At 72.5% G+C, this 26198-nt stretch carries 23 protein-coding genes; 16 read left to right on the top strand and 7 right to left on the bottom strand.

The window, feature by feature from the left end; genetic code table 11:
* Positions 1-67: 67 nt before the first annotated feature.
* From ABEA87_RS12375 to ABEA87_RS12360, 4 genes are all read left to right on the top strand, one after another.
* Positions 68-1624: an NYN domain-containing protein gene (locus ABEA87_RS12375; protein WP_345629030.1), complete on the top strand. Its 1557-nt coding sequence runs from the start codon at positions 68-70 to the stop codon at positions 1622-1624.
* A gap of 46 nt (positions 1625-1670) precedes the next feature.
* A complete protein-coding gene (locus ABEA87_RS12370; RefSeq protein WP_345629028.1) occupies positions 1671-1874 on the top strand; it encodes a hypothetical protein in 204 nt (67 codons plus the stop codon).
* A gap of 429 nt (positions 1875-2303) precedes the next feature.
* Positions 2304-3548: a M48 family metallopeptidase gene (locus ABEA87_RS12365; RefSeq protein WP_345629026.1), complete on the top strand. Its 1245-nt coding sequence runs from the start codon at positions 2304-2306 to the stop codon at positions 3546-3548.
* Positions 3549-3585: 37 nt separating this feature from the next.
* Positions 3586-4731 (top strand): glycosyltransferase family 4 protein, encoded by a 1146-nt coding sequence (locus ABEA87_RS12360; RefSeq protein ID WP_345629024.1) that lies wholly within the window; start codon positions 3586-3588, stop codon positions 4729-4731.
* A gap of 139 nt (positions 4732-4870) precedes the next feature.
* Here ABEA87_RS12360 and ABEA87_RS12355 read toward each other — a convergent pair whose 3' ends face one another.
* The 3 genes from ABEA87_RS12355 to ABEA87_RS12345 form a co-directional block, all read right to left on the bottom strand.
* The gene (locus tag ABEA87_RS12355) at positions 4871-5539 is read right to left on the bottom strand and encodes a response regulator transcription factor (RefSeq protein WP_345629023.1); all 669 of its coding nucleotides are present in this window, start codon (positions 5537-5539) and stop codon (positions 4871-4873) included.
* A gap of 121 nt (positions 5540-5660) precedes the next feature.
* Entirely contained in the window at positions 5661-7340 is a 1680-nt protein-coding gene (locus ABEA87_RS12350) for a sensor histidine kinase (protein ID WP_345629021.1), read from the bottom strand.
* 34 nt (positions 7341-7374) lie between these two features.
* A complete protein-coding gene (locus ABEA87_RS12345; protein ID WP_345629019.1) occupies positions 7375-9171 on the bottom strand; it encodes an AMP-dependent synthetase/ligase in 1797 nt (598 codons plus the stop codon).
* A 214-nt stretch (positions 9172-9385) separates the two neighbouring features.
* On the opposite strand from ABEA87_RS12345, the gene ABEA87_RS12340 reads away from it, so the two are divergent.
* The 7 genes from ABEA87_RS12340 (at position 9386) to ABEA87_RS12310 (ending at position 15141) form a co-directional block, all read left to right on the top strand.
* Positions 9386-9835 carry an SRPBCC family protein gene (locus tag ABEA87_RS12340; protein WP_345629017.1) on the top strand — a complete coding sequence of 150 codons (450 nt, stop codon included), beginning with the start codon at positions 9386-9388 and terminating at the stop codon, positions 9833-9835.
* Positions 9836-9837: 2 nt separating this feature from the next.
* A complete protein-coding gene (locus tag ABEA87_RS12335) occupies positions 9838-10533 on the top strand; it encodes a hypothetical protein (RefSeq protein WP_345629016.1) in 696 nt (231 codons plus the stop codon).
* 59 nt (positions 10534-10592) lie between these two features.
* Positions 10593-11528 carry an ROK family glucokinase gene (locus ABEA87_RS12330; RefSeq protein WP_425570872.1) on the top strand — a complete coding sequence of 312 codons (936 nt, stop codon included), beginning with the start codon at positions 10593-10595 and terminating at the stop codon, positions 11526-11528.
* A 9-nt stretch (positions 11529-11537) separates the two neighbouring features.
* Positions 11538-12224 carry an endonuclease/exonuclease/phosphatase family protein gene (locus tag ABEA87_RS12325; RefSeq protein WP_345629013.1) on the top strand — a complete coding sequence of 229 codons (687 nt, stop codon included), beginning with the start codon at positions 11538-11540 and terminating at the stop codon, positions 12222-12224.
* A gap of 258 nt (positions 12225-12482) precedes the next feature.
* The gene (locus ABEA87_RS12320) at positions 12483-12674 is read left to right on the top strand and encodes a hypothetical protein (RefSeq protein ID WP_345629012.1); all 192 of its coding nucleotides are present in this window, start codon (positions 12483-12485) and stop codon (positions 12672-12674) included.
* A gap of 199 nt (positions 12675-12873) precedes the next feature.
* On the top strand, positions 12874-14259 hold the full coding sequence (locus tag ABEA87_RS12315; protein ID WP_425570871.1) for a flavin-containing monooxygenase: 1386 nt from the start codon (positions 12874-12876) through the stop codon (positions 14257-14259).
* Positions 14260-14328: 69 nt separating this feature from the next.
* Positions 14329-15141, top strand: a complete 813-nt coding sequence (locus ABEA87_RS12310; protein ID WP_345629010.1) for an alpha/beta hydrolase — start codon at positions 14329-14331, stop codon at positions 15139-15141.
* Positions 15142-15172: 31 nt separating this feature from the next.
* Here ABEA87_RS12310 and ABEA87_RS12305 read toward each other — a convergent pair whose 3' ends face one another.
* Positions 15173-15982 (bottom strand): DUF308 domain-containing protein, encoded by an 810-nt coding sequence (locus ABEA87_RS12305; protein ID WP_345629008.1) that lies wholly within the window; start codon positions 15980-15982, stop codon positions 15173-15175.
* A 162-nt stretch (positions 15983-16144) separates the two neighbouring features.
* Here ABEA87_RS12305 and ABEA87_RS12300 point away from each other — a divergent pair, with 162 nt between their 5' ends.
* A complete protein-coding gene (locus ABEA87_RS12300; RefSeq protein ID WP_345629006.1) occupies positions 16145-16849 on the top strand; it encodes a lysophospholipid acyltransferase family protein in 705 nt (234 codons plus the stop codon).
* A gap of 49 nt (positions 16850-16898) precedes the next feature.
* On the opposite strand, the gene ABEA87_RS12295 is transcribed toward ABEA87_RS12300, so the two are convergent.
* A complete protein-coding gene (locus ABEA87_RS12295) occupies positions 16899-20402 on the bottom strand; it encodes an adenylate/guanylate cyclase domain-containing protein (RefSeq protein WP_345629004.1) in 3504 nt (1167 codons plus the stop codon).
* Positions 20403-20544: 142 nt separating this feature from the next.
* Between ABEA87_RS12295 and ABEA87_RS12290 the strand changes: the two genes are divergently transcribed.
* On the top strand, positions 20545-20811 hold the full coding sequence (locus ABEA87_RS12290; RefSeq protein ID WP_345629002.1) for a hypothetical protein: 267 nt from the start codon (positions 20545-20547) through the stop codon (positions 20809-20811).
* A gap of 63 nt (positions 20812-20874) precedes the next feature.
* On the opposite strand, the gene ABEA87_RS12285 is transcribed toward ABEA87_RS12290, so the two are convergent.
* A complete protein-coding gene (locus tag ABEA87_RS12285) occupies positions 20875-22290 on the bottom strand; it encodes an MFS transporter (RefSeq protein ID WP_345629000.1) in 1416 nt (471 codons plus the stop codon).
* Between the two features lie 14 nt (positions 22291-22304).
* On the bottom strand, positions 22305-22997 hold the full coding sequence (locus ABEA87_RS12280; RefSeq protein WP_345628998.1) for a Crp/Fnr family transcriptional regulator: 693 nt from the start codon (positions 22995-22997) through the stop codon (positions 22305-22307).
* A 433-nt stretch (positions 22998-23430) separates the two neighbouring features.
* Here ABEA87_RS12280 and ABEA87_RS12275 point away from each other — a divergent pair, with 433 nt between their 5' ends.
* The 3 genes from ABEA87_RS12275 to proC all read left to right on the top strand — a co-directional run bounded on the left by ABEA87_RS12275 (position 23431) and on the right by proC (position 26173).
* The gene (locus tag ABEA87_RS12275; protein ID WP_345628997.1) at positions 23431-23943 is read left to right on the top strand and encodes a polyadenylate-specific 3'-exoribonuclease AS; all 513 of its coding nucleotides are present in this window, start codon (positions 23431-23433) and stop codon (positions 23941-23943) included.
* A 282-nt stretch (positions 23944-24225) separates the two neighbouring features.
* Entirely contained in the window at positions 24226-25254 is a 1029-nt protein-coding gene (locus ABEA87_RS12270; protein ID WP_345628995.1) for a 6-phosphofructokinase, read from the top strand.
* A gap of 112 nt (positions 25255-25366) precedes the next feature.
* A complete protein-coding gene (gene proC, locus ABEA87_RS12265; protein WP_345628994.1) occupies positions 25367-26173 on the top strand; it encodes a pyrroline-5-carboxylate reductase in 807 nt (268 codons plus the stop codon).
* Positions 26174-26198 lie beyond the last annotated feature (25 nt).

Raw genomic sequence — 26198 nt, 5'->3', positions numbered from 1 at the left:
GACGGTACTGGCCAGGTGCGACACTTCTGAGAGGCGCTGTACCCGCTGGCGATGCGACAATTACCAGATGTCCGCGCAGGTGCCCGACGGCGAGCCCCAGTCCATGGGGCAATCCGGGCCCGAGCGCGCGCCGAATTCGTCTGTATTGTCCGAATCATCCCTGCCCGACCTTGACCTGGGGACCCCGGTCGAGCCCGAGCCGGTCGGGTCCGCGGCGGGCGAGTCCGAGCCGGTCGAGTCCGACTTAGCCGAGTCTGAGCTGGCGGAGTCTGAGCTCACCGAGTCTGGACTCACCGAGTCTGAGCTCATCGAGCTCGGGCAGCCCGAGCCCACGCTGCCCGAGGCGGTACGCCAGCGGGTGATCTCCGCAGCCGCCGGCGTGCTCACCCACATGCCGATCGAGGAGGTGCCGACGGCCCTGCGCCGGGTCGCCCGGTTCGCTCCGGCCCGCCGGGCCCGCCTCGGCGGCACCCAGATCGCGGCCCAGCTGGCCGGCGACCCGGTGTTCCGCCAGCGGGTGGGTGCGCGGGTCGCGGAGAGCGCCGGCGAGTTGGGCGAGGCCGTCAGCGAGGGAGTCCACCCGGCGGCCGCCGACCCCGTGGAGATCGCCGCCCTGGCCTACCTCATCCGGCCGGCCGGATGGCTGACCCTGGTCGAGGCGGCGGGGGAGGCCGTGCGCGCCGAGGCGGACAGCGCCGCGGTGACCGAGCGGGTCCGGGAAGCCGAGCACCGGATCGCCCGCGCCGAACACGACCGGGCGGTGGCCCGGGTTGAGGCGGACAAGCTTCGTGACGAGCTGGCCCGGCTGCGCGAGGAAGCGTCCGGCCTGCGCGACGAGAACCGGATGCTGCACCGGGCCCAGCGTGAGCTCCAGGCCCGGGAGAAGCGGGCCAACGAGCTGCTGGCCACCGAGCGAGGCCGGGTCGGCCGGCAGAATGCCGACCACGACGCCGAGGTGCGCCGCCTGCGCGCGCGGTTGGCCGAGGCCGAGGCGGCGATCGGCGCCAACCGGCAGACCGCCAAGGAGGCACGGCAGGTCGATGACGCCCGGCTCTGGCTGCTGCTGGAGACGATCGGGCAGGCCGCCGCCGGGCTGCGCCGCGAGCTGGCGCTGGAGCCCTCCTCGGTGCTGCCCGCCGATGTGGTCGCCGACGAGGCGGCGGTACGGCCGGGCTCGGCGGAAACCGGCCGGGCACGGGGCCTGGACGCCGACGATCCCGTCCGGCTCGACCAGCTGCTCGCGCTGCCCAAGGCGCACCTGATCGTCGACGGGTACAACGTGACGAAGACCGGGTTCCCGGAGATCTCCCTGGAACAGCAGCGCAACCGGCTGGTCAGCGGGCTAGGCGGGATCGCCGCACAGACCGGAGCCGAGGTCACCGTGGTCTTCGACGGCAGCGAACGGATGGTCGGGCTGCCGCCGGCGCCGCGTGGCGTACGCGTGCTGTTCTCGCGCAAGGGGGAGACCGCCGACGAGCTGATCCGCAGGCTGGTCCGGGCCGAGCCGGTCGGGCGGCCAGTGGTGGTCATCTCTACGGATCGGGAGGTCGCCGACGGCGTGCGCCGGCACGGCGCGTACCCGCTGGGCTCGCCGACCCTGCTGCGACGGCTGGCCCGAGGCTGAGCCCGCGCGGCCGATTTTTGTCGTACCCCCCGCTTACATTGCGTACATGCTCATCGACTGTGACAACTGCGAAGTGCGCGGCTCGGCGTGCGGCGCGTGCGTGGTAAGTGTCCTGCTGGGCGCCCCGCCGGCAGGAGTCGAGCTGGACGAATCGGAGCAGGCCGCCCTGGCCGTGCTCGCCGACGCCGGCATGGTGCCCCGGCTACGCCTGGTGACCCGATCCCGCCCGGAACAACCCCGGGCGGCCTGACCGCCGCCCTCGACCCGGCCGGGCGGCCGGCCCGCCGGCTCCGACCCGGCCGGGCGGCCCTGATCGCCGGCTCCGACCTGGGCGGGCGAGCCGGCACGTCCCGGCACGTGCCCGGCCTGTCCCGAGCCGTCCGGTGCGCCGCCGCGGGCGAGGCGGGCCGCACCGGCGACCCTACGATGGTCGGATGCGACCCCCGAACGGCCGACGCCTGAACGGCCGGCCAGCGAGCGGCCCGCCAGCCAGCGGCCGACCCTCGGGCGACCGGCGATCCGGCGACCGGCTCTCGCGCGACCGATCCGCAGGCTACCGATCCGCGGGCGACCGATCCGCGGGCGACCGATCCGCGGGCGATCGACGGTCGTCGGGCGGTCTCGTCCCGGCCGGGCTCATCGCGGCTGGCTCGACGCGCCGACCCCGGGAGAACCGGTCATGACGCCCCGGTTGGTCGCCGTTCTGGTCCTGGTGGTGCTGATCGTGGCCGCCGGCCTGACCGCGCTGGTGATGGTGCCCTGGCGCAGCGTTCCGGCGCCCCGCGCCGACCAGCTCGACGCCCTGCGGGAGCTGCCGGCCGACCAGGTGTCGCGGGGGAGGGCGTTCCACGCCGAGCTGCGTCCGGCCACGTACGCCTCGCTGGCGATCGGGCTGGTCATCGCCCTGGTACTCGGGCTGACCTCCCTCGGGGCCAAGGTCGTCATGCTGTTCGGCGGCAACTGGGCCGCCCGGGCCGCGCTCGGCGGCCTCGCCGTGTTGCTCATCTCCTCCGTGCTCACCCTGCCGTTCTCCGTGTGGCGCAGGACGATCCTGCGCCGGTACGGGCTGTCCACCCAGGGCTGGGGCGGCTGGGCGGTGGACCTGCTCAAGGGGTACGCGGTCAGTGCCGTGCTCGGCGGCCTGGCGCTGCTGGCGTTCTACGCGGTGGCCCGGTACGTGCCCGACTGGTGGTGGGCGGCCAGCGCGGCCGGGGCGGCCGGGCTGGCGGTGCTGCTCTCCTTCGTGTTCCCGGTGATCTTCGAGCCGATCTTCAACAAGTTCACGCCGATGGCCGAGGGCCCGCTGCGCACCGAGCTGCTGACGCTCGCGGCCGACGACCGGGTACCCGTGCGGGACGTCCTGGTGGCCGACGCGTCCCGGCGCACCCGGGCGGTCAACGCCTATGTGTCCGGATTCGGGGCCACCCGCCGCATAGTCGTGTACGACACCCTGATCGACCGGGCCGAGCCGGCCGAGGTACGCAGCGTGGTCGCGCACGAGTTGGGCCACGCCAAGCTCCGCGACGTGGTGACCGGTACGGTGCTGGGCGCGCTCGGCGCCGCCGCCGCGGTCGTCGCGGTGTACCTGCTGGGCTTCTGGCACGGGCTGCTGAGCCTGGCCGGCGTGGCCAGCATCGCGGAGCCGCGTTCGGTGGCCCTGCTGCTGGCCGTCGCCGCGCTGGCCGGCCTGGTCACCGGGCCGGCGCAGAGCCTGGTCTCCCGGAAGGTCGAGGCGCGCGCCGACGCGCACGCGCTCGCGCTGACCCGGGATCCGGACACGTTCGTCGCCACGCACGCGCGGTTGTCCGCGATCAACCTGTCCGACCCCGATCCGAACCGGATCGAGCACCTGCTGTTCGCCAGCCACCCGTCCACCGTGCAGCGCATCGCCGCGGCGAAGGCGTACGCCCGGGGAGCCCAATGACCAAGTTCGGCGGGGCAGAGCGTAGTGAGGCGGCACGGTGACCCGCACGTTGCTGGTGACCAACGATTTCCCGCCCCGGCCCGGCGGCATCCAGCAGTTCGTACACAACCTCGCGGTGCGCCAGCCCTCCGGTTCCCTGGTGGTCTACGCCTCGACCTGGCCGTCCGGCGACCGCGGCCCGGCCGCGAAGTTCGACGCCGCGCAGCCGTTCGAGGTGGTCCGGGAGGACACCGGCATGCTGCTGCCCACTGCGGCGGTGGCGCGCCGGGCGGCGGAACTGGCCCGCGCGCACGACTGCGACTCCGTCTGGTTCGGCGCCGCCGCGCCGCTCGGGCTGCTCGCCGCCGGCCTGCGCCGGCGGACCGGGGTCGTGCGGGCGGTGGCGCAGACCCACGGCCACGAGGCCGGATGGGCCGCCCTGCCCGGCGCGCGCGGGCTGCTGCGGCGCATCGGCGACGGGGTCGACGTGGTGACCTACCTGGGGGACTACTTCCAACGCCGGCTGGCCCCGGCGCTCGCCGGCCGGACCGAGCTGGTCCGGCTGGCGCCGGGGGTGGACACCGACTCCTTCCACCCCGGCCTGGACGGGTCCGAGGTGCGGTCCCGGTACGGGCTGTCCGACCGGCCGGTGATCGTGTGCGTGTCCCGGCTGGTTCCCCGCAAGGGCCAGGACATGCTGATCCGGGCGCTGCCCGAGGTGCGCCGGCGGGTACCCGACGCCGCGCTGCTGATCGTCAGCGGCGGCCCGTACGGCGACTCGCTGCGCCGGCTGGCCCGTGCCACGGGGGTCGACGACCACGTCGTGTTCACCGGTGAGATCACCTGGCCGGAGGTGCCGCTGCACTTCGCCGCCGGTGATGTCTTCGCCATGCCGTGCCGCACCCGCCACCGCGGGCTGGACGTCGAGGGGCTGGGCATGGTCTACCTGGAGGCGTCGGCCACCGGGCTGCCTGTGCTGGCCGGTGACTCGGGCGGCGCCCCGGACGCGGTACGGGAGGGGGAGACCGGGTTCGTTGTCGACGGCAGGGACGTCCCGGCGATCGCCGACCGGCTGGCGACGCTCCTGGCCGACCCGGCGCTCCGGCGGAGGATGGGCGAGGCCGGCCGGGCCTGGGTCGACGCGAACTGGCGCTGGGAGCTGTTGGCGCGGCGGATGGGCGAGCTGCTGCGGCCGGTGGGGTAGCGCCGGGCCGTCCGCTGGCCGTCCGGATCCCCACGCCCCGACCCATTCGGTGGTGGAGCGGGGTCGCGGGGGATCGGGGGGAGAAACGAGGCGGAGGGAAGACGTAGGTCCACCTCGATTCGCCCCCCGACTCCTCCGATCAGAACTTGGGCGCGTCGGGGGCCTCGAGCAGGCCGAGCCGCAGGGCGGTCATCAGCGCCTGCGCCCGGTTGGCGGCGCCCAGCTTCTCGTACAGCTTCGAGATGTGCGTCTTGGCCGTCGACTCGCTGACGAACAGCTGCTTGGCGATGCCGGCCACGCTCATCCCGTCGGCGAGCAGGCGCAGTACCTGGCCCTCGCGCGGGGACAGCTGCGGCCCGGTCGGCGCCAGCCGGCGCTTCATCGCCTCGGCCAGGTCGGCCGCGGTGAAGGCGCTCGGCGCGCTCGCGGCATGCCTGGCCGCGGCGACGACCTCGTCGGCCGGCGCGGTCTTCGGAACGAAGGCGCTGGCGCCCGCCTCCAGCGCGCCGAAGAGCTGGTCGTCTCCGGCGTACATGGTCAGCACCACGATGCCCATGGTGCTGCTCGACTTGCGCAGTGCCCGGGTGGCCTCCAGGCCGCTGCCGTCCGGCAGCCGGAGATCCATGATCACGACGTCGGGTTGCAGCGCGCCGGCCTGGCGGATCGCCTCGGCGGCGGTGGCGGCCTCACCGACGACTTCGAACTGCCGGTCCCGCTCGAAGGCGTGGCGCAGCCCCTTACGGATGAGGTCATGGTCATCGACGAGTAGTACCTTGGTACGTGCCGTCGGCGTCGCGTTGGTGGACATTGCGGATTATCTTCCCTTCTGGACCATGACAACCGCCGCGGGCTACGCGACGGTGGTGCCACGACTGCGCAGTGTATCGACAGGATTAATCGTCGACCGGGCGTCGATCGCAACAGGACACCTAGCCGGACGAGGCGCCCCGTCTCAGCGGGGTACCCAGCACCACTGCCACCGTCGTGCCGTTCGGTGGACGTGGGCTGATCTCCAATCGGCCCCGGATACGTTCCGCTCTTTCTGCCATGATTGCAAGGCCGTAGCGACCCTCCGGGCGCTGGTCAGCTATGCCGTGACCGTCATCCGACACTTCGATTTGCGCAAATGGCGGGTCCACCACGCAGGTGACCCATAGATTGCTTGCTCCCGCGTGCTTTCGCGCGTTCGTGATCGCCTCCTGCGCGATCCGTAGCAGCTCCGCCTCGACCGCGGCCGGAAGCCGGGCGGTGGACTCGTCCAGCGACAGGTTCACCCGGAAGCCGGCCGAGGCGCCGACCGCCCGGGCGTACTCGGCGATGGCCGCGGCCAGCCCGCCGTGCCGGTCGACCTCGGTACGCAGCTCGAACAGGGACAGCCGCAGCTCGGTGATGACCCGGGTCACCTCGGCGCGCAGGGTACGCAGCTCGTCCATGGCGTCCTTGGCGTCCTCGGGCAGCACGGCCAGCGTGTTGTCGATGCCGTACCCGACCATGACCAGTTCCTGGGCCACCCCGTCGTGGATCTCCCGGGCCAGCCGCTGCCGCTCCTCATTGGTCGCCAGGGAGCGGACCTCGTCGAACAGCAGAGCGGCCTCCAGCCGCAGTGCGGCCGGCGCGGCCAGATTGGCCACCCGTTCCCGCAAATTCGGCGGGTACGCGCCGGCGGTGTCCGCCTCAATGACCAGCAGCCCGACCGTACGGACCCCGGCGACCAGCGGCACCACCAGGGCGGACACGTCGCCGCCCGGGTGCGAGCGGGCCTGCGAGCGCGGGAGTGACTGGGGCTGCTGGGTGGCCCAGGCCTCCCCGATCCCGGAGTCGGAGTCGAGGTTGGTCTCCCAGTCGATGCGCTCCAGCCCGGACTGGGCGAGCACCACCAGCCGGGAGCCCCCGCTCGCGGACAGCACGGCGGCGCGGTCGGCGGGGGCCGCGGCGCGGACCTCCTCGATCAGGTGCTCGGCGAGCCCGCCGGGATCGAGGGTCGCGCCGGGCAGCTGGCGGGCGACACTACGCAGCTGGGTCAGCAGCCGGGTCGCCTCGGCGTAGGGCTGCGGCAGCTCCCGATGGTCGAGCAGGCTGCGCTGCAGGGTGGCGGTGACCGCTGCGGCCAGCCCGGCCAGCAGCAGCCACAGCACGGTGACCAGCAGGTAGTCGTAGTGGGACAGACGATGGTCGGCGGCGCCCAGACCGGCGAGCGCGGCCGCGGCCACCACGAACAGCACCAGTGCCTCGAGGTGGCGCCGGTACAGGGCGGCGGCCACCAGCGGCACCAGCAGGTAGGGCAGGGTGGCCTGGGCGGCGGCGTTGCCGGTCAGCGGCGGCGTGCCGTGCGCCGCGTGCGCCACGATGACATCGGTGGCGAGGCAGGTGATCAGCACCTCGGCCAGCCGGCTCAGCGGACCGACCACCCGGTGCTGGGGCAGCACCAGCGCGGGGACGGCGGCGATGCCCAGCAGCACGGCCCAGAGCACGCACGGTGCGTCGTGCGTGGCGGCCACGCACTGCGCGCCGACCAGGACCAGCAGGGCCACCCGGGCGATCACGGTCACCGGGTGCGGGCGCCGCCAGAAGCGCAGCTGAGCGCCCGGCTCCGCATCGATGTCGATCATCACCGGCGCCTGCGAGCGCCAGCGCCTGACGAGGTCAGCTGCCATAGATGGTGGCGATCTCGCTTGCCCATTTGTCTAGCACCACGTTGCGCTTCACCTTCAACGTCGGCGTCATCTCGCCGTGCTCTTCGGTCCAGTCCTGCGGCATGATCCGGAACGCCCTGATCCCCTCGGCCCTGGACACCGCCTCGTTGGCGTGATCCACGGCCTGCTGAATCTCCGCCCGCAGCGTCTCATCCTCGCGTAGGTCGGCGATCGATGTACCGGCCGGCCGGTTGTTGACCTCCAACCACTTCGGCCATGCTTCTTCGTCGATGGTAATGAGAACGGCGATGAACGGACGACGGTCGCCGACCACCATGCTCTGACTGATCAACGGGTGGGCCCGCAGTCGATCCTCAAGTACGGCCGGCGCGACGTTCTTCCCGCCCGCGGTAACGATGATCTCCTTCTTCCGTCCGGTGATCTTCAGGAACCCGTCGGCGTCCAGCTCACCCAGGTCGCCGGAGTGGAACCAGCCGTCCTTGTCGATAACCTCGGCGGTGGCCTCCGGGTTGTTCCAGTACCCGCGGAACACGAGGTCGCCCTTGACCAGGATCTCCTTGTCTTCGGCGATGCGTACCGTCACGCCGGGCAGCGGCCGGCCGACGGTACCGATCCGGATCGCGTACTGCAGGTTCACGGCGACGGCCGGCGAGGTCTCGGTCAGCCCGTACCCCTCGTAAACGGTCACCCCGATGCCGCGGAAGAAGTGGGCCAGCCGGGCGCCGAGCGGCGCCCCACCGGAGATCGCCGAGTGGCAGTCTCCGCCCATCGCGGCGCGCAGCTTGCTGTAGACGAGCTTGTCGAACAGCCGGTGCTGCAGGCGCAGCCCCAGGCTCGCCCTGCCCGAGCCGTCCAGCGCCTCGCTGTACGCCACCGCCACCCGCTCGGCCCGGTCGAAGATCGCGCCCTTGCCGTCGGCGTGCGCGCGCTGCTTGGCGGTGGTGTAGACCTTCTCGAACACGCGCGGCACCGACAGCAGGAAGGTCGGCTTGAACTCGCCGAGGTCGGCGACCAGGTTCTTCACGTCTGAGCTGTGGCCCATCCGGGTCCGGGCGTAGACCACGCCGAGCTGGATCAGCCGGGCGAAGGAGTGCGCCAGCGGCAGGAACAGCAGCGTCGAGGCGCCCTCATAGAACAGTGCGTCCAGGCCGGGGATCGCGTTGGCGATGTCCGAGTACAGGTTGCGGTGGGTCAACTCGCAGCCCTTGGGGCGGCCGGTGGTGCCGGACGTGTAGATGATCGTGGCGAGGTCGTCAGCGCCGGCCAGGCGCCGCCGCCGGTCCACCTCGGCGTCCGCCACCGACACCCCGTCGTTGGTCAGCTTGTCGACCGCTCCGCCGTCGAAGCGCCAGAGGTGGCGCAGCCCGGGAAGCCGGTCGCGGACCTGCCCGACGCACGTCTCGTGCCCGTCCGTCTCGACGAAGGCGGCCACCGCCTGCGAATCGGACAGGATCCATTCGACCTGCTCAGCGCTGGAGGTCTCGTAGATCGGTACGGTGATCGCGCCGGCCGACCAGATCGCGTAGTCGGTGAGCGTCCACTCGTACCTGGTCTTGCTCATCAGCGCCACCCGGTCGCCGGGCTCGATGCCGGCCGCGATCAGGCCCTTGGCCAGCGCTACCACCTCACGGTGGAACTGCGCACAGGTCACGTCCTGCCAGCCCGAATCGGTTCGCACACTGAACTGGACGGCGTCGGGGGCCTGGGCCGCGTTGTCCCATACCGGATCGGTCAGGTTGACTTCACTGCCAACCGTGGCGACCGGCGGTACGGTGAGTTCCTGCACAGCTGTCTCCTCTGGCGCGGGACCTGGGGCCCGGACGAGTCACGTGGCAAACGGGAACCTACCGGGCCTGCATGCAAGCGTCGGTCACAGGCCCCGAGCTCGTCCAGTCCCCACCACCGGCGGGTCATCCGAGGTGTTCGGCGGGGCCGGAGGCTACTGACGCGTAGCGAGCCGGTGACCGGTGTGGCCTGAGTCACGGGGTAACCTCCCCAGCATGGCGGACACCTCGACCCAGTCGATTCTGATCGCCGCGCCGGGGCCCCGCGTGGCGGAGGTGATCTGCGACTTCGAGCGGTACCCGGAATGGGTGTCGGCGGCCAAGAAGGTCGAGGTCCTCGAGGAGTACGAGGACGGATACGCCAGCCAGGTCCGGTTCGTGCTCGACGCCGGGATGATCCAGGACGAGTACCGGCTGGCCTACGAGTACGCGCAGGACGTCTCCCGGGTCCAGTGGCACCTGGTCGAGCCGTCCCGGATCCAGCGGGCGCAGACGGGCTCCTACGACATTGACGATCATGGTGACGACACCTGTACGGTGACCTACACCCTGGCGGTCGAGCTGTCGATCGCGATGCTCGGCATGTTCAAGCGCAAGGCGGAGAAGATGATTATGGACACCGCCCTGCGTGAGCTGAAGCGCCGGGTCGAATCGGTGGATACTTGAGCATGCCCGAGAACGAGGATTTCACCAGCTCCGCTGGATCCGCCGGAGACAACCGCCCGGCCGGCTCGGCTCGCGAGGAGGCCGAGCGCCTGATGGCCGCCGCCCTGGCGGCGGCGTCGGGGGCGGCTCGCGGCTTCGTCCGCAACGCCTCGCCCCTGGCCGGCGTCGCCGACGCGGCCGAACGCCTGCTGGCCGGCGGCACCGGGGGCCACGTCGCCACCGGCTCACCCGAATGCTGCGTCTGCCCGGTATGCCGGGCCCTGGCAGCGGTCCGCGACCCGAGCCCGGAGCTCGCCCTGAGGCTGGCGACCGGCGCCAGCGACCTGGCCTCCGGCCTGACCGGCGTGCTGCGCTCGGTCAGCGACCTGGTGTCAGGGGTGCAGGCCGGGCCGCGCGGCGACCGGCCGGGATCGGGGGCGGCCGCCGACCGTCCGCGCACCGCGCCCGATCCGGACTCTGTCTGGCGCACCGCGACGGCGCGCCAGGACACCGCCGGACCGGCCGCCCGGATTCCCGAGGAGCGAACTGGCGACTCACCGCACCCGGCCGTTCCCGACCCATGGCATTCTGACGTTTCCGACGATCCGTGGCGTGCGGCCGTCGTCGACGACGTGTGGCACGCGGCGACGACCGCGCCGGTTCCCCCCGCCGGCCAACCGGCATCAGGAGACGAGCCGGCGCCGCCGGACGGCGACTGAGTCGGCCGGCAACGGATGTCAACGGCAGGTGGAGGGAGAGCACGGCGGTGGGTCTGACCATGGGGTTGGACATCGGCGGGACGAAGGTGCTCGGCGGTGTGGTCGACCCGGGCGGTGACGTGCTGGCGCTGGCGCGCCGGGACACTCCTGCCGATGACGCGGCGAAGATGCAGCGGCTGATTCTGGAGGTGATCGGCGAGCTCGCCGACGCGCACGAGATCGACGCGATCGGCATCGGCGCCGCCGGCTGGATCGACGCCAAGCGCTCGACGGTGCTCTTCTCGCCGAATCTGGCCTGGCGCAACGAGCCGCTGCGCGACGAGATCACGAGGTACGTGCAGGTCCCGGTGGCGGTGGAGAACGACGCCAACGTGGCCGCCTGGGCCGAGTTCCAGTTCGGAGCGGCGGCCGACGCGAACGACTCGATGATCATGATCACGATCGGTACCGGCGTCGGTGGCGCCATAGTGCTCGGCGGCGAGCTGGTGCGGGGGGCCAACGGGATCGCCGGCGAGCTGGGCCACATGCTCGCCGTACCGGACGGCAACCCGTGCGGCTGCGGGCGGCTGGGCTGCCTCGAGCAGTACGCCAGCGGCAACGCCCTGGTGCGCCGCGCCCAGCACCTGGCCGCCCAGGACCCGTCGCGGGCGAACCAGCTGCTGGAGCTGTCCGGGGGGTCGGCCGACGCGATCACCGGGCTGATGGTGACCCAGGCCGCGAAGGCCGGCGACCCGGTCGCCCGGGAGGCGTTCGAACAGCTCGGGTACTGGCTGGGCAACGGCCTGGCCGACCTGGTCCAGATCCTCGATCCGCAGGTGCTGGTGCTGGGCGGCGGCGTGATCGACGCCGGCGACCTGCTGCTGCACCCGACCCAGGAGGCCTACGTCAAGGCGTTGGCGCAGCGCGGCCGGCTGCCCACCGCCGAGATCCGTGGCGCGCTGCTGGGCAACACCGCAGGCGTCGTGGGCGCCGCCGACCTGGCCCGCCGGCCGTAAGGAGTGTCGATGCCGCAGCTGCGGGTCGCGTCGTACAACGTCCACTCGCTCCGCGATGATCGCCAGGCGCTCGCCGAGGTGGTGCGCGCCATCGATCCGGACGTGGTGATCGTCCAGGAGGCGCCCCGCGGGCTGCGCTGGCGTACCCGCTGCGCCGCGCTGGCCCGCCAGTTCGGGCTGGTGTACGCCGCCGGCGGGCTGCCGTCGCTGGGCAACCTGATCCTGGTCAGTTACCGGGTGCGGGTGTACGGCACCGGGGCACTGCGTTACCCGCTGACCCCCGGCCGGCACATGCGCGGGGCGGCGTTCGCCCGCTGCGTGGTCGACCATGCCCCGTTCACGGTGGTCGGCACCCACCTGGCCACCGACTCAGCCGAGCGGCCGGGGCAGGCGCGGGAGCTGAAGAAGGCGCTGGCCGACCTGGACGCGCCGGTGGTGCTCGGTGCCGACTTCAACGAGGAGCCGGACGGCCCGTCACGGCGGCTGGTGGCCGAGGGGCTGACGGAGGCGGCCGGCGCGGACCCGGCGGGGACCTATCCGGTGCACGCCCCCCGGCGGCGGATCGATGGGCTGCTGGTCGGCCCGGGCATCGAGGTGCGCGGGTACCGGGTCGCGGATGCCTCGCCCGCGCACCGGGCCAGCGATCACTTCCCGATCGTCGCCGAACTGACCCTGCCGGCGCGCTCGCAGGGGTAGCCGAACGCCTCACGCCACGGCGGCCGGGCGGAGGCCGATCGTGCGGAGTGCCCTGCTCGGCGGGGGCCCGATCGTGCGCGGGACCGGTCGCGGGGGAGTCGTATCGCTCGATGGACGGCGTGTCGCCACTCCGGCACTGATAGCGTCACCAGTATAGCCCTATTTTGGGGATATTCGCCGGATACGTCGATTCTTGCCGGATACGTCGCTACTCATCCGTGCCGCGACGCCGACCGGCATCGCGAAGGGAGCCCGCCAGTGCCCGACAAGCGCGAGGTACACCAGGCCAAGAGCAAGGGCCGCCGCAAGTCCAACCAGCCGGGGTCGGGTCGCGGGGCCACACTCGTGACCGGCCCGGACACCGCCGGTACCGCGATCGGCCTCGACCGGTCGACGAAGCAGGACAACGCGCCCTCGGCAGGGCGTGCGAAGCGCGGCAACGGTCGCTGACCCGCGCCTTCGGGGGCCGCCGGAGCACTCCGGCGGCCCCCTGCCGTGCTCGAGCCGTTCCGCCGGCCGACATCCGGCCGCACTGGACAAACCAGCTCCCCAGCCTCCAAGATGGCGCAGCCGGACCGCCGCCCGCGACCCCGCGCCGACGGTCCAGGTTCCCGGGCAGGCACGGCAACATTGGGGAGGGCCGGTGAGCATCGATGGCACCGACTGGGAGAGCACCGGGTCGACGGCGACGATCTGGCGAGGCGACCGACCCGTCTACGACCGAGGCGGAACCGTCTGCGTGATCGGGGCCGGCGCGAGCGGGCTGACGGCCGTCAAGAACCTGTTGGAGCACGGCTTCGCCGTGGACTGCTACGAACGGGAGACCGGCGTCGGCGGCGCCTGGAACTGGCGGCACGACCGCAGCCCGGTCTACGCCAGCACGCACCTGGTCTCCTCGAAGCCGTCCACGCAGTTCCCGGACTTCCCGATGCCCGACGACTGGCCGGACTACCCGCACCACAGCCAGGTGCACGGCTATCTCGACCGGTACACGGAGCACTTCGGGCTGCGCGAGTACATCTGGTTCGGCACCGAGGTGGTGCGCGTCGAGCCGGCCGAGGGCGAGAGCTGGGACGTGACCACGCGGGTCGGCCAGCACGAGCGGACCTCGCGCTACGCCGCCGTGGTGGTCGCCAATGGGCACAACTGGTCGCCCAACCTGCCCGGCTACGACGGGCTGTCCGAGTTCCGGGGCGAGGTGATCCACGCCAGCGGGTACAAGGACTGGACCCAGCTGCGCGGTCGCAAGGTGCTCGTGATCGGGGGCGGCAACACCGGCTGTGACATCGCGGTCGAGGCCGCCCAGCACGCCACGGAGTGCTGGCACTCGACCCGGCGGGGGTACTGGTACGCGCCGAAGTTCATCCACGGGCGCCCGGCCGACCAGCTCGGCGGCCGGCTGCTGGCGATGCGCCTGCCGCTGTGGCTGCGGCAGTGGATCGTGGAGCGGGTCCTGCGCCGCCAGGTCGGCGACCTGGCCCGGTTCGGGCTGCCCCGGCCCGACCATCGGATGTACGAAACGCACCCGATCGCGAACAGTCAGTTGATCTATTACGTGGGTCACGGTGAGATCCGGCCGGTACCGGATGTGGCCCGCTTCGAGCGCGGCGGCGTGGTGCTGACCGACGGTCGGACCATCGAGCCGGACCTGGTGGTGATGGCCACCGGGTATCTTCCCCGGTTCGAGTTCCTGGCCCCGGAGCTGCTCAACCTCGACGCGGACGGCCGGCCCCGGCTCTACCTGCACGCCTTCTCGCGCGGCTACCCGACCCTGGCCGTCACCGGCCTGGTCCAGCCCGACTCGGGGGTGTTCCCGATCGCGCACTGGCAGGCCGTGACGATCTCCCGCTGGCTGCGGCTGCGCGAGACGGATCCGGGCCGGGCCGCGAACTTCTGGCGCCGGGCCGCCGTGGCCCCCGACCAGCGGTTCACCGGGGCCCGGGTCAAGGACTCCACCCGGCACTGGCTCGAGATCAACCATGTCGACTACCTGCGTGCCGTCGAGCACGCTCTCGATCAGCTCGCGGCCGCCTGAGCCGGAGCCGGCCGGCGGCCACGCGAGGCACGAGCCGCGCCGGGCGCGGCCGAAGGAGGATGACCCCCAGTGAGTACGAAGATCGTCCGATCGGTGGAGTGGGCGTACCCGGTCCCGCCGGTGTCCCGCGAGGTGCGCGAGGCCACCCCGGGGATCGACGAGGGCAAACCGCCGATCCTGTTCGTGCCCGGCTTCGGGCACGGCGCCTGGGCGTTCGCGGAGAACTGGCTGGAGCACGCCGCCGCCCGAGGCTTCCCGGCGTACGCGCTGAGCCTGCGCGGCCACGGCGCCAGCGGCAGCGCCCCGAAGACCACACTGCGCGCGTACGTGCACGACGTGACCCAGGTCGCGGCGTCGCTGCCACGGCGGGCGGTGCTGATCGGGCACGGGGCGGGGGCCCGGGTGGTGGCCGGGGCGCTGGCCCGCTACCCGGCCAAGGCCGGGGTGCTGGTGACGCCGGTGCTCGGCGGCTGGCAGATGGCCGCCGCGGTGGCCGCCCGCAACCCGGCCGCGACCGTGCCGGCGCTATTCGGCGGGCGGCTGCGCCCGGGCCGGAGCGCCCTGTTCGGCCGGGAGCTACCGACCGCGACCGCCCGCGGGTACGCCTCCCGGCTGGGGCGCGCCGCCGCGCTGGCGCAGTGGCAGCTGCTGTTCGCCGGTGCGCCGGAGCCCGGGGTCGGCCGCCCTCCGGTGCTGGTGCTGGGCAGCCCGAACGACCGGCTGGTGCCACGGTCGGCGCTGAACCGGGCCGCCCGCTGGTACGGCGGCGCCCCGCTGATGTTCCCCGGGATGGGGCACGATCTCATGCTCGACGCCCGATGGGCCGAGCCGCTCGACGCGATCCTCGACTGGCTGGACAAGGGTGCGATCCAGGAGTTCTGAGTCCTGGATCGGCCCTCGTCCGCAAGATCGACTAGACGACCGCGCCGTCGCCCGGGTCCCAGTCGTCATCGTCGTCGCCGGAGCGCAGTCGCCAGATCAGCGTGATGAACCCGGCCAGAATGCCGCAGAAGCCCAGGGCCATGGCCACGTTGTTGGCGGTCGGCAGGAGGCCGGGGTCGAACAGCAGCACCACGCCCGCCAGGATGCTGGCCACCGCGACGATGGTGGCCGCGGAGAACCTCGGCAGCGGCGGCGGAGGCGGTGGGGTATACCCCTCCTCGTCATCGTCGGCCGGCAGGCTGTCCAGCGCGTCCAGGCCGTCGAGCAGGGTCGGCTCGTCCGTGCCGGCGCCCACCGTGCTGTGCGACCAGCGCTGCAGCGCCGGTGGCGCGGTCGCGACCGGTGCCTCGGGCTGCTCCTCCGGGTCCGGAGTGCCCGCCTTGTCCAACTCGACCGGAAGATCCTCGGCGGCCGGCCAGCTGGCCGACTCGTCCGTGAGGTCGAAGCCCGCGATGATCGCCGCGAACGCCTCGTCGACGTCCCGGTCGTCCTGCCGCTCCGCCGGGGGAGCATCCGGACCCAGCTGGGCGAGGTACTCCCGGGCCGTCTCCAGGTGGGCCCGGTCCACGTACAGCCGGTCGGTCGGCCGTGAGGGCAGGGTCGTGGTCCTGGTCACCGGATGCAGATCGGACGCGGGTTGCAGGTAGGCCGCTATGCCGCGCAGGCCCAGCACGTCTAGCAGGTGCTCGCCGACCCGGGGATCGACGTCGCCGGCCGGGGCGTACGCGGCCGCGACCAGTCCGTTGTCGCGCCGGCCCCGCCGGCCACCACCCGAAGTCACCCTGCCCACCTCCCTTAGGCAGCCGGGGCAGCTGAACGCGGCCCAGGCTTGAATCGTGACACGGAGATGGGTACTTCGGGGAGTGCGTTGTGGTGTGCCGCGCAGTCTTCGTAGGCTCATGCCGACTCCCTGAGCCCGGGATGGAAACCAGGAAGGACACACGTGCTCTACTGGCTGCTCAAGTACGTCATCCTCGGCCCCTGGCTGAGGTTGATATTCCGGCCGCACGTCGAGGGGCGCGACAACGTACCCGACGTGGGGGCGGCGATCATCGCGAGCAACCACCTCTCGTTCTCAGATTCGATCTTCATGCCGCTCATGGTCAAGCGAAAGGTGACCTTTGTAGCAAAGGCCGAATACTTCACCGGAAAGGGCATCAAGGGCTTCGTCACCAAGATGTTCTTCGTCGGCACCGGTACGATCCCCGTCGACCGGGCCGGCGGCCGGGCCGCCCAGGCCGCCATCGACACCGGCCTGCGCATCCTCGGCGAGGGCAAGCTGTTCGGCATCTACCCGGAGGGCACCCGGTCCCCGGACGGCCGCCTCTACCGGGGCAAGACCGGGGTCGCCCGGCTCGCCCTGGACTCGGGGGCGCCGGTGATCCCGGTGGTCATGCTCAACTCCGACGAGATCCAGCCGCTGGGTCGCGCGCTGCCCCGGATCAAGCGGGTACGCATCCGGTTCGGCAAGCCGATCGACTTCTCCCGGTACGAGGGGATGTCCGGCGACCGGTTCGTCGAGCGCGCGGTGACCGACGAGATCATGTACGAGCTGATGGAGCTGTCCGGCCGGGAGTACGTGGACGTCTACGCCCAGAAGGTCAAGGCGCCGGAGGCACCGGCCAGCAGCACCGCCATCGCGGCCTGAGCCGGCGCCCCGGCCGGCACCCCGGGACGGCAAAGCTGGGTCGGCCCGGTCAGCCGGCTGAGGTGGCGGTCAGCCCGTCGAGCAGCCCGGGCGCCTCGTTGCGCTGGGCGAACTCGGCGATCTCGGCGAGCATCGGGTCGGACTGCCGGAGCGTGCCGGCCGCGCTCATCATCCGGGCGGCGTGCACCAGCGCCAGCGCCCGGTCCGTGGCGTCGCCGATGTGGGCGTACCGCTCGGCCGCCCGCAGGTACGCGTCCGGCTCGCCGCCCAGGCACGCGTCCAGCATGTTCAGCGCGGCCAGCACCCAGGGGGTGTCCCGGGGCGAGCGTTCGAGCATCGCGCGCACCCGGAGGGCGCCCTCCGGCCCGAGCAGCACGCCGGCGTTGGCGGCCGCGATCACCCACTCGGCGAACGGCAGCATGTCGGTGGCGGCCCACTCCCGCTCCAGCGCGCCGAGCAGCTCCCACGCCCGCTCGATGTACCCCTGCAGCACCCGGCAGAGGGTCGCGTGCGCGAGGGTGGCCAGCAGCACCCGGTGGAACCCGCCACGCTGCGCGGTGGCCACCGCCCGGTCCACGGCCGCGTCGTCCACGTCCTCCCCGCGCAGGGCCCGCAGCCACATGCTCTGCACCACCACGTACAGGTCCCACTCGGCGGTCGGCCGGCGCATCACCTCGACCGTGGCCTTGATCGTGGCCGGCCAGCTCCCGGCGTAGTAGGCCCGGCCCGCCTCGTCGGCGAAGCTGGCCGTCAACCCGTGGCCGCCGGCGACGTCCAGGCTGTTCTGCTCGTCGAGCAGCCGGTAGCAGGCGGCCAGGTTGCCCTCCTCAAGGTAGGCCCAGGCCAGGTTGTTGATCGCCCGGCGGCGGCTCTCCAGCCGGTGGCGCCGGCAGTGCTCCGTGACCTCCAGCAGCAGCCCGAAGCCCTCCTGATCGCCGGCGAGGTACTTGGCGGTGCCCAGCGTGATCATCGCGCTGGCGTGCACCTCGATCAGCCCCAGCCGGTCGGCCAGCTCGGCCGCCGCGTCGGCGGCCACGATGGCCGGCTCCGTCTCGAAGTTGAGCATGTGCGCCCGGGCCAGCTCCAGCAGCGCCGACGCCTTGTCCGCCGAGTCCGGCAGCGAGGCGTACAGGTCGACGGCGCGGTCCAGGTACGCCAGGGTGGCCGGCCGGTCGGCCCGCACCCAGGCGACGGTGCCGAGCAGGGTCCAGGCGTGCGCCGCGCCGGAACGATCCCCCGCCTCGAACAGCCGCCCGGCGAGATCCTCGAGCCGGTCGATCCCGCCGTCGGCGAGGAACGCGTCGCGGTCGCGGTAGAAGGCGAGCTCGGCGGCGAACAGGTCGAGCGCGGGGTCGTCGGGCAGGTTGAGTCCCCGGGCCCGGTTCACCCACTCCGCGGCGGTGTCCAGGGCGTGCAGCGCGTACGCCCGGCGGGCCGCGCGGTGCATCGCCTCCCGGGCGGCCGGCGCGTACCGGGTGGTCTCCATGCCCAGCGTGCGGGTGATCTCGTGGGCCGCCCAGCGGTGGTGGGCCAGCACCTCGGCCAGGTCGCTCTGGCGCCCGTCGGAGACCATCTCCAGCCAGTCCGCGGTGCGCTGGTGGCGGGCCACCCGCTCGATGCGGGGCAGCCGCTGGTAGCAGACGTCGCGGACCAGGATGTGCCGGAACCGGTACTCGACCTGGCCGGCCATGGTCGAGGTGGGCAACTCCTGGATCAGGTCGCGCTGCTCCAGCCGGTACAGGGCCTGCTCGGCCGACTCCGCGGTGCGGTTCGCCGCGTGCGCCACCGCACCGGGCCAGAACTGCCGGCCCACCACCGCGGCGGCCTGCAGGATCGTGCGATCGGCCGGGTCGAGCAGGTCCAGCCGGTTGGCGATGACCGCGTGCACGTTGTCGGGCATCGGCTGCGCCGCCGCGAGCTCGAGGACCGAGGGCGTGCCGGCCGGCCGCGGCATGCCGCCCTCCAGCAGCATGCGCACGTACTCGTGGGCGTACAGCGGGTTGCCGTCGGCCAGCTCGACCAGGCTGTCGGGGGTGGTCGTGGCGGCACCGAACATCAGCGAGTACAGGGTGCCGATGTCGCTGTCGGACATCGGCGGCAGCGAGATGGAGACCGTACCGGTGATGGCGCTGGTCCAGCTCGGGTGCCGTTCGCGCAGCTCCGGGCGGGCGGTGCAGATCACCATCAGCGGCAGCCCGCGGGCCGAGGCGCCGAGCATCTCGACGAAGCGCAGCATCGGCTCGTCCGCCCAGTGCAGATCCTCGAAGACCAGCACCGTGGGCTGCCGCGCCGCCATCGCCAGGATGAACCGCCGCCAGGACTGCTCGGTCTCGACCTGTGACAGGCCGGCACCGGGCAGGCCGACCAGCGGCTCCAGCGCGCCGGCCAGCCGCTGCGCGTCGTCGCCGACGGTCAGCTCGGACAGGGTCGCGTGCAGCCGGCGCCGGGCGGTCTGGTCGTCGTCCGAGTCGAGGATCGCCGCCTCCGCCTTCACGATGTCGGCCAGGGCGGCGTAGGCGACGTTCTCACCGAACGGCGGGCAGTACCCGACCCGCCAGCAGATCGGCGGGTCGCTGATCGTGGCGGCGTGCCGGGAGAGCTCGCGCAGCAGCCGGCTCTTGCCGATGCCGGCCGCGCCGAAGACGGTGACCAGTTGGGGAGTCCGGTTGCGCACGGTGCGGTGCAGCGCGTTGATGAGCAGGCCGCGCTCGTGTTCGCGGTCGACCATCGGGGTGGGCTCGGCGTCGCGCTGGCCCACCCGGGAGCGGCGAGCGGCGACCGCCAGCCAGATCCGGCTCTGCCGCGACCGGCCGCGCAGCACCGCGGTCGGCTGCTCGACATACTCGATGTCGGAGTGCGTCGCGTCGTACGTGTTCTCGCAGATGAAAATGCCGCCGCCGGGCGCGAGTTCCTGGAGGCGGGCGGCGGTGTTGACCACGTCGCCGGCGACGATCGCCTGGCCGCCATCGCGGGCGGCCGACACGTCGACCAGCGCCTCACCGGTGGCGATGCCGACCCGGAAGGACAGGCCGGCGTCCTGGATGCGGGACTGCCGGGGCAGTATCCGCTGCAGTTCCAGCGCGGCCCGCACGCCGCGCAGGGGATCGTTCTCGGTGGACACCGGCGCGCCGAACAGCGCCATGGCGGCGTCCCCGATGTACTTCTCGACCACCCCGCCGTACTGGCCGATCACCCGGCGCACCGCGGTGAAGTAGTCGTTCTGCATGGCCCGGACCTGCTCCGGGTCCGCCCCCTCGGTGTACGCGGTGAACCCCACGACGTCGATGAACAGCACGCTGACCCGGCGGCGGTCGGCGGCCGGCTCCTGCAGCGGGCGCCCGCAGTTGGTGCAGAAGGACGCGGCAGCGTCGTTACCGTGCCCGCAGTGCGGGCACGCCGGGCGCAGGCTGGCGCCACAGCCGCCACAGAACCGATCGTCGGCGGTGGCGATCCGGTGGCAGTTCGGGCACGTCGCTTCGATGGCGTCCTCCGCACTGGCAGGTTCGTTCGGCAGACGCTCAGTATGGTGACACGGCGGTGGTGGTGCGACCAACGTGTCCGGTAACCGAAGCCAGGGCCGCGGTGACGTGCGCCCTTGGATAGAGTCGGCAGTCGCTTGCGGCGATCGATCCTCGTTCGCGGCAAACGTGTGAGGACAGGTCAGTCAATCAGTCGCGAGCGAAGGGACCCGAACGGTGTACGTGCGACTCGCGGCCTCCTGGGCCGACCCTTCCGGTGCCGTGCACGGCGCCGGCGAGTTCGTCGATGTCGATGTGGTCACGCTCGCCGAGTTGGAGGAGCAGGGCGTGGTAGAGAACGCTGGCGAGGAGATCGAGGAGCCGGGCTATATCGGCCCCGGCGAGACTGAGGAGCAGGACCCCAACTTCGTCGGCCCCAGCTTCGTCGGGCCGAGCGAAGAGGGCGAAGAGTCGGACGAGGACGAGGGCTCGGACGACGAGTAGCGGCGGACGTGTCGCCGCGATCGTGACAGGGCCGGCGGACCCGGCCCTGTCACCGTTCTCGGGTCAGGCGTCTCGCGGAGGCGCTGGGGTGCTCGCCTCCGCCACAACCCGGCTCCGGCTGCGCTTGTCCGTCGGCCGGTCCGGCTTGAGCCCGGCGTGCACGGCGCGGCCGAGCGCCGGCAACGCGCACGCGAGGGTGCCGAGCACGCCCACCCCGGCGACGACCAGGAGCCAGCGCGGCCCCATGCCGGCCAGCAGCGGGCCGCCGACCGCGTAGGCGAGCACCTCGGCGGCGTACGGGAAGGCGTAGACGGTGCCGAAGACCGCACCGAGCCGCTCGGGGGCCACGCGCTGCTGGATGAGCGTGTCGTTGGCCACGTTCTGCCAGCCGTTGCCGGCTCCGGCCAGCGCCTGACCGATCAGGGCCAGCCCGAGCGCCGGCATGACGCCGGTCAGCGCGGTGCCGGTGCCGAAGGCCAGCAGCCCCATCGCGAGTACCCGCCGGGCACGGAAGCTCGCGCCGAGTGTGAGGAGCATCGGCGCCAGCGCCATCCCGACCCCGTACCCGGTGCCCAGCGCGCCCACCGCGGCATCGCTGGCGTGCAGCACCTCGCGGCCGAACGGTACGACGGCCACGTTGTCCAGCGCGGCGAAGGCCACTCCGACCAGCAGGGTCAGCGCCACCGTGCGGACCACCCGGTCGGCCCAGGCGACGGCCAGCCCCTCCCGCAGGTCGGCCAGCACCGATTCGCGGGGCTTCGGCGCCGCCGAGGCGACCACGCCGGAGCCCGGCGGTACCGCGGCCGGCCCGACGCCGGAACCGGCCGGCACCCCGGGGGAGTCCCCCGAGTGCGGCAAGCCCGCCGGCTGCGGCGGGGCCATCGGCTGCGGCGGGGCCGACGACGCCGTCCGACCGCGGAAGCCCGGGGCCGCCAGCAGGGCGGCGGACAGTACGAACGTGGCGGCGTTGACCAGCAGGGTGACCCGCAGCCCGGCGCCGGCCAGCAGCAGGCCGCCCAGCGCGGGGCCGGCCGCGACGCCGCCGTTGACCGCCACGGCGAGCTGGGCGTTGGCGGCCGGCAGCCGCGCGGCGCCGACCAGCCTGGGTACCAGGCTGCGCCCGGCCGGGGTGAACAGCGTCGCGAGGCCGGTGCCGAGCGCGGTGAGGCCGAGCAGGACCGGCAGCGACGGCATCGTCACGGCGATCACCAGGTACGTCACGGCCTGGGCGACGTCGCAGCCGACCATCAGGCGGCGCTGGTCGAACCGGTCGGCGAGGGCGCCGAGCAGCGGGCCGAGCAGCCGGGGCGCGGTGCTGACCAGCAGCAGCCAGCCGACCGCCGCGCCGCCGTGACGGTCGAAGACCGCGATCAGCAGCGCGGTGCGCGCGATCTGATCTCCGGAGTACGAGGCGAGCCGCCCCACCCAGAAGCGGCGGAACGCCGGGCTCGCGGCAAGCGGCGAGCCACGCAGACCCACCGCCCGGCCCCGCTTTACCGGTCGGTCATGCCGCCGCGGCGGCGCAGCGCGGCCAGGTCGGTGACGACGATGCGCCGGCCCTCGGTGCGCAGCCAGCCACGGTTGGCGAACGATCCGATCGCCTGGTTGACGCTCTGCCGCGAGCCGCCGGCCATCTCCGCCAGCTGGCTCTGGTTCAGCTCGATGGTGACCATCGGGGCGTGGCTGTCGCCGGCCAGCCGGACCAGGGTCTTGGCCACCCGGCCGGGCAGGTCGAGGAAGACGTGGTCGGCGTTCTGCTCGGTGAGCCGGCGGATCAGGGCGCCGAGGGAGCGCATGACCGCGTCGAGGATGTGCGAGTTCGCGTGCACGAGTTCGATGAACGCGCCGCGCGACAGGGCCAGCGCGGAGCAGTCCTCGATCGCCTCGGCCGAGGCCGACCGCGCCGAACCGTCCAGTAGGGACACCTCGCCGAACACGTCGGGGGGCCGGATCACGGTGAGGACGGCACGCTCCCCGGTCGGCGAGGTGCGGAAGACCGCGATCGCCCCGCGCTTGAGGATGATCAGCGAGTCGCCCGGGTCGTTCTCGACGAACAGCAGCTGCCCCTTGCGGTATGTGCGGGGAACCGCGGCGGCGATGACCCGCTGGCGCACCTCGGGCTCCAGCCCGGCGAACATATCAACACCGGTCAGTGCGTCGCCGGGATCCGGCAGCCGTCCATCCACGGGCCAACCCTCCCCGGTCGCCGTCAACACTTACTAGATCATGACGCTCTTGTAGCTCTGTGTACACCCCTGCCGCGCGCGATGACCCCATATCGCGACGCGATGGGTACCGCGTGGCAGGCTAGCGGTTTCCCTGGGTCTACGCCAGCCAGTGTGCTGGTCACGGGCCGATAACGGGCGTCGGGAGAGGTGAGAATCCGCACGCGTTCCGTCCCGTTCCACGGCCTGCGACACGATAATCGCCGGGCTGTTCGGGACGAACCCATCCGGGCGATATCGCGAACGTTCGGGATCGTGTCGGATGCCGGCCCGGGAGGTGTCGGATAACCGGCGCCGCCGGTGACGCCGGTCGGCCGTGTCTGGTCGCCGGGTCCGGTCGGCCGGGTGCTCCCCGGCGGCGGGCCCGCCGGGCGCACGGTGAATGATGGGGGCGATGGTGTACCGCTACTTCTACGACTGCGAGTTCATCGAGGACGGGCGCACCGTCGACCTGGTCTCGATCGGCATGGTCGACGAGCACGGCCGCGAGTACTACGCCGTCTCGACCGAGTTCGACGGCTCGCGGGCCGTCCCGTGGGTCCGGCGCAACGTGCTGGACAAGCTGCCCTCGCCGGGTGACCCGGTCTGGCGCTCCCGCGAGCGCATCCGCGACGACCTGTACGCCTTCCTCACCGAGCCGCTGCGCGGCCGGCCGGACGAGCAGATCGAGCTGTGGGCGTGGTACGCCGCCTACGATCATGTGGTCCTGGCGCAGCTGTGGGGGCCGATGACCGCCCTGCCCCGGGAGATCCCGAGGTTCACCAAGGACCTCCGCCAGCTCTGGGACGACCGGGGTCGGCCGGAGCTGCCCGAGGCCACCGGCCGGCACCACGCCCTGGTGGACGCCCGGCACAATCTGGCCCGGTGGCAGGTGCTGGGCGACGGTACGTCGATCAGTTTGGGCTGACTTTCGTCTATCCGCGTGGTCGCCGTCGCGGCGGCACGCATTCATCAGTCGTTCCTCGGGGTGGCGCTTTCTGCGGCGGCGACCGGGTACTACAGTGCGCTCTTGAACACCAAGCCGGTCCGGTTCGTCCCGGCCGGTGACCGCGATCCACCCGGGGCTGGCAACGTCGCCGAGTGTGTGCTCCTGGGCTAGTTGGGCAGCAATCAAAGAATTGTTGGCGGTTGCCGGCGCCGTCCGCGACGCCGTCCGCCCAGCGATCCGACTTGGAGGGACGAGCACGTTATGCGTATCGGTGTGCTGACCGGCGGCGGCGACTGCCCCGGCCTGAACGCGGTGATCCGTGCGGTGGTCCGCAAGGGAGTGGATACGTACGGCCATGAGTTCGTGGGCTTCCGGGACGGCTGGCGCGGGCCGCTGGAGGGGCTGACCCGGCCGCTCGGGGTGGCCGAGGTGCGCGGGATCCTGCCCCGGGGCGGCACCATTCTGGGCTCGTCCCGGACCAACCCGTTCAAGATTGACGGTGGGGTGGAGCGGATCAAGTCGAACCTGGCCGAGCTGGGCATCGACGCGCTGGTGGCGATCGGCGGCGAGGACACCCTCGGGGTGGCCACCAAGCTGGACGAGCTGGGCGTGAATGTGGTGGGGGTGCCGAAGACGATCGACAACGACCTGGGCGCCACCGACTACACCTTCGGCTTCGACACCGCCGTCAACATCGCGATGGAGGCCATCGACCGGCTGCACACCACGGCCGAGAGCCACCACCGCACGCTGGTGGTCGAGGTGATGGGCCGGCACGCCGGCTGGATCGCCCTGCACGCCGGGCTGGCCGGCGGCGCCAACGTGATCCTGCTGCCCGAGCGCAAGTTCGACGTCGACCAGGTCGCCACCTACGTGGAGAAGCGGTTCCAGCACCAGTACGCCCCGATCGTGGTGGTGGCCGAGGGCGCCCAGCCGCTGGAGGGCCAGATGGTCACCCAGAACCACGAGTTGGACGCGTTCGGCCACGTCCGGCTGGGCGGGATCGGCCAGTGGCTGTCCGAGTCGCTGGAGGCCAAGACCGGCAAGGAGGCCCGTACCGTGGTGCTGGGCCACATCCAGCGCGGCGGGACGCCCACCGCGTTCGACCGGGTGCTGGCCACCCGGTTCGGATTGCACGCGATCGACGCGGTGAACGAGGGCGACTTCGGCAAGATGGTGGCGCTACGTTCGACGGACATCTCGCGGGTACCGCTGGTCGAGGCGACCCGTGAGCTGAAGACCGTACCGATCGAGCGGTACACCGAGGCCGAGGTCTTCTTCGGTTCATGACCAACGCGTCGTCCCGGGGGCGGGTGCCCCCGGGCGACCGGTCTGGGTCGTCGCGCCCCGCGAGACGCGCCGAGCCAGACCGGTCGAGGCGCTACGCAAGGAGGAACACGGAATGCACACCGTCGGGGTCATCGGCGCCGGCAAGATCGGCGAACTGCTACTTTCCGGCCTGCTGCGGTCCGGCTGGCCGGCCGGCCGGCTGGTGGCCACGGCGCGCCGCCCGGAGCGGGCCCAGGAACTGGCCTCCCGGTACGGCGTCCGGCTGCTGGACAACGAGGCGGCGGTGGCCGAGGCGGACGTGCTGGCGATAGCGGTCAAGCCGCAGGACGCCGGCGCGCTCATGGCCGACCTCGGCCCGCGGATCCCGCCGAGCAAGCTGGTCGTCTCGCTGTGCGCGGGCCTGCCCACGTCGTTCTTTGCCAAGTGGGTGGCCGAGGGCACTCCGGTGGTCCGGGTCATGACCAACACGCCGGCCCTGGTGGATCAGGCGATGAGCGCGATCTCGGCGGGTGCGTTCGCCACCTCGGCCCACCTCGAGTTGGCCGAGGAGATGTTCGCCCCGCTGGGCCGCACCGTGCGGGTACCCGAGTCGCAGCAGGACGCGGTGACGGCGCTGTCCGGCTCCGGCCCGGCGTACTTCTACTTCCTCGTCGAGGCGATGACCGACGCGGGGATCCTGCTTGGCTTGCCCCGGCAGGTGGCGTACGACCTGATCGTGCAGACCGCCATCGGCTCGGCGACCATGCTCCGCGACTCGGGGGAGCACCCGGTCAAGCTGCGCGAGGCGGTCACCTCCCCGGCCGGCACCACGATCAGCGCCATCCGCGAGCTGGAGAACCACGGCGTACGGGCGGCACTGTTGGCCGCCCTGGAGGCCGCTCGCGACCGGGCCCGGCAGCTCGCCGAGCAACAGCTCTGAGCCGGGCAGTCGCCCGGGCCGGGCA

Origin of the sequence: Rugosimonospora acidiphila (genome assembly GCF_039543385.1) — a bacterium.
GTDB lineage: Bacteria > Actinomycetota > Actinomycetes > Mycobacteriales > Micromonosporaceae > Rugosimonospora > Rugosimonospora acidiphila.
The sequence above is the reverse complement of the archived record's forward strand: the minus strand, read 5'-3'. Positions and strand labels throughout refer to the sequence as shown.